The sequence below is a fragment of the Mycobacterium sp. 1482292.6 genome, assembly GCF_001672995.1.
GTDB classification, from domain to species: Bacteria; Actinomycetota; Actinomycetes; order Mycobacteriales; family Mycobacteriaceae; genus Mycobacterium; species Mycobacterium europaeum_A.
Genome location: NZ_LZKV01000168.1, coordinates 1 through 664, shown reverse-complemented (window position 1 = coordinate 664; position 664 = coordinate 1). Strand labels below are relative to the sequence as shown.

The window sequence follows — 664 nt, the reverse complement described above, 5'->3', positions numbered from 1 at the left end:
GCTCCGGCGCCCCCGGGTGGGTGGGGTCGTGCGGCGGCCGCGGTGCCGCGGCGACCAGGCTGGCCGCCACGGGCGGGCGCGCGGGCCGGCCGTTGAGCGTGGGCCGCTTGCGCTCGTCGGGCAGGTCGATCTCACCCAGCCCGATCTTGTTCTGCAGGCGCCGGGCCCAGCGCGGCGCCCACCAGCAGTCGTCGCCGAGCAGCTTCATCACCGACGGCACCAGGAACATCCGCACGATGGTGGCGTCGAGCAGCAGCGCCGCCATCAGGCCGAAAGCCAAATATTTCATCAACACCAGGTCCGAGAACACGAACGAGCTGGCGACCACGGCCAGCACCAGGGCGGCGGCCGTGATCAGGCGCCCGGTGGTCGCGGTGCCGATCCGGATGGCCTCGGCGGTGGACATACCGCGTTCGCGCGCCTCGACCATCCGCGAGACGAGGAACACCTCGTAGTCGGTGGCCAGCCCGAAGCCGACGGCGACGACCAACGCGATCACCACCACCATCAGCGGCGTCGGCGTGAAATTCAGCACCCCGGACAGGTGACCGTCGACGAAAATCCACGTCAGGATGCCCATCGTCGACCCCAGCGTGAGCGCGCTCATCAGCACCGCCTTGATCGGCAGCACCACCGAGCCGAACGCCAGGAACATCAGCAGCAG

The 664-nt window shown here is 69.9% G+C and carries 1 protein-coding gene; it reads right to left on the bottom strand.

The window, feature by feature from the left end:
* Nucleotides 1–664 (bottom strand): MMPL family transporter (locus A5624_RS16975; protein WP_156749058.1); only part of this gene is annotated, 664 nt, incomplete at both ends.